Raw genomic sequence first — 2,974 nt, forward strand, 5'->3', positions numbered from 1 at the left:
TCGCTGGCGCCGATCGCCGCCGTCGTCTCCGGCAGCGGCATCGCCATCACCGGGTCAGGGACCACCTCGATGCGCGAGCGATCCACGCCCATCCGCCCGAGCAGCTCGGCGGACTCGGGATCGCGTACGCTGATATACGCGCTGCGCCGCATCACATGGCGGATGAGCGGGTCCATCCAGCGGCGCTGGACCGGTCCGATGCCTTGTGAGTAGATAAAGGTCGGCTTGCCTAGCAGCTGCGCCAGCTTCAGTACGCCCGTATAGTACGGGATCGTCTTGGCGCTGGTCGCATCCTGCAGCAGACTGCCGCCCCCGCTGATCAAGCCGTCGCACTCGCGGAGCGCCGCGAGCACCTCTGCCGGACGCATCCGATGCCTGGCTTCGACGCCATACATCTGACGCGTCCCCTCCGGGTCGCCGGATAGGACGACCGGGACGACTCTTATACCGGCCTCGGCAGCCGCCGTCTCCAGCGCCAGCAGGATCGACCGCAGCACCGCCTCGTCGCCGCTATTGTGGAAGCCGTAATAGCCGGAGAGGACTAGGCGGTACGTTTTTTGTGGATCAACGGCATTGCCCATCTGCGCCATACCCCTTCCCCGATCTGCCACGCAACGATCAGCGCCAATCCGATGATCGCTCCTACGCCAAGACCCAGGACTACGCGGATGAACGAGATGTACAGCGGCGTATGAATATGTGCAAACGTATCTACAATAGAAAGTTGCCCAATCGAGGCTACAATTATTAGTACCCACGCCGCGCGGTAGCGAAGCGCAAGGAACAGCCCGAGCAAAAATAAGGGATGGGCAAACATAAACTCCTTGAAGCGCGGCCGCACCCCGAAGGTGCCTTCGAGCAAGCTGCGGATCGTCAACTCAATCCCGCTCACCGATCCGGCATTGCCTGTACGGGACAAATAGTACATTCCCACTACGCCCAGCACGCCGGCAATCATCACCGACAGCACCGTAATCCGCATCCGCAGCAAGCGGCGCAAATTGTCGAGCGGCGAGCCGGAGTACAAGAAGACGTAGAGACTTGTCAACGCAATCGGGGCCAGATGCAGCACGCTGACGCCACGATATTGCTGGAGCACCAGACTGTAGGAAATGCTGTTCAGCAAGCCGATAATCAGCGGCACGCTAACGAGCGAGATAATCGCAGTCAGCACGTATAGTCCGATTGCCATCGTCAGACGGCGGCCTTTACCCAGCTCCGGGAACACCCATTTACCGTCGAACATGCCGGTGCCGCCCTTTTTGTCGCCTTCGCCTGACCATTCTCCGCCGACGACGCGTCGGTCGCCTTCGGTATGTTTGCGGATCCGGCCGAACACCCAGATGAGCGCCAGCGTCGGCGAAGCGACACCTGCGCCAAGCGCCAGTCCTTGCTCCAGCAGAGCTGGCGACAGCACATACAGACCGGCGCTGCCGATTAGACCCAAGACGAACACCGGCAGCAGCAACACAGGGACGAATGCTCCGATCAACAGCGCGATGATCGCGATGGCGCCGAGCGCCACGACGCCCTTGAGCAGCTTCATCCACGAGCCCGGCTCGTAGCTGGACTTGAACGCTTCAGCGGTGCCATTAGTATACCCCACGTCAGCGAGCAGCTTGACCGCGCCCGGCGTATCCTTGTTGCCAGCCAGCGAGTCGTAGATGTTGTCCAGCGAATGGACGATGCCGCCCCGATCCGCGCTGCGCAGCGGCTGACCGTTCATGTAGAACATCCGGATGTTGCGGTCCTTGCCTGCGAGCTGGAAGCGGTCTGCGATCGTCTCCGGCGCCAGTCGGCCGGCATCCATCGCCGAGAGCGAGTAGAGCCGGACGACATCGTAGTCAAGCTTGTAAGCGAGCGTCTGGAAGCCCTTCTGCATCGTCTTCAGGTTCTCGATCGCCACGATGCCGATATCGTATTTTTTCAGCAGCTCCGCCATACTGTCCAGACTTTTGTCTGTCGCATGATCGGCGAAGCCTTTGACCGCGTCGCCGTCGAAGAGGATGTGCTTCACGCCCAGATCGTGAAACCAGGCCAATGTGCGATCCGTCAGCTCAGGATCGTACGGCTTGGTACGGTCCGAGAGCCGCGGCAGCAGCTGGAAGCCGCGATCGTGCAGCTCTTGCATCGTCAGCGGGTCCGGCAGCATCGTCTTGGCAGTCGCGTCCTCGAGCGGCGTCTCTACGACGAGCCCGCTCAGGTCGTCATACGTGTAAGGACGGTACGGAATCTCCACGCTCGCCATCGTGCTCTCGATCATCGGACCGAGCGTGGACTCCGCCTCCTCATTCGCGTACAGGATATACGTGAAGTTCTCATTGTCCGGCGCGGGCTCGCCTTGCAGCTCCGCCATCTGCGCCGAGCTGTACAGCTTGAGACGACCGCTCCAGCCCAGTTCCTCCAACGTCGCTTCGAACACCGCCATCGTACCGATGCCGGCTTCGCGCATCCGCTCGAGCTGTTCGTCGATAAAATCCTGCGGTCTGGCCTGGAAGCTGGCGATTTGCACCAGATCCCGGTAATTGTATACAAACTCCACTTGCTTGGAGGTTTGCTCCATTTGATAACGCAAAACCCCAAGCGGCAAAGCCGCGATAAGTCCTGCGATCACAAGCGCCCATAAGACGACGCGGGCCCTGCGGCTCCACAGTTGGATCGATTGCACTAAGTTCCACTCCTTAAGCTTGGTTGTCCACGCGGGCCATAACCTCATTCGTCAGCTTCTGGATCGCTGCCGCGGCCTCTTGCCCGGATGCGCCGCGAACGGCGAAATACACTTTGATCTTCGGTTCAGTGCCGGACGGTCGCAGGCAGAACCAGGAGCCGTCGGCCAGTATGAACTTCAGCACATTTTCCGGAGGCAAGCCATCGCGTCCCGGCAAGTAATCTTGCAGCTCCGCTACCGCCACGCCAGCGATCGACTGCGGCGCCCGGTGGCGCCAGTCCTCCATAATCGCCGCGATCTGCTGGA

Annotated in this window: 2 protein-coding genes and 1 pseudogene; all 3 read right to left on the bottom strand. The window is 60.9% G+C overall.

The window, feature by feature from the left end; genetic code table 11:
- The coding region (locus PA598K_RS38175; RefSeq protein ID WP_260405558.1) for a polysaccharide pyruvyl transferase family protein at positions 1 to 581 on the bottom strand (581 nt) is incomplete at its 3' end.
- On the bottom strand, positions 542 to 2,668 hold the full coding sequence (locus PA598K_RS23240) for a DUF5693 family protein (RefSeq protein WP_307719893.1): 2,127 nt from the start codon (positions 2,666 to 2,668) through the stop codon (positions 542 to 544). The genes PA598K_RS23240 and PA598K_RS38175, both read right to left, overlap by 40 nt.
- Before the next feature lie 13 nt (positions 2,669 to 2,681).
- Positions 2,682 to 2,974 (bottom strand): annotated as a pseudogene (locus PA598K_RS23245) (phospho-sugar mutase); the annotation flags it as partial.

This window comes from Paenibacillus sp. 598K, from assembly GCF_003851045.1.
In the GTDB taxonomy this organism is placed as follows: Bacteria; Bacillota; Bacilli; order Paenibacillales; family Paenibacillaceae; genus Paenibacillus_D.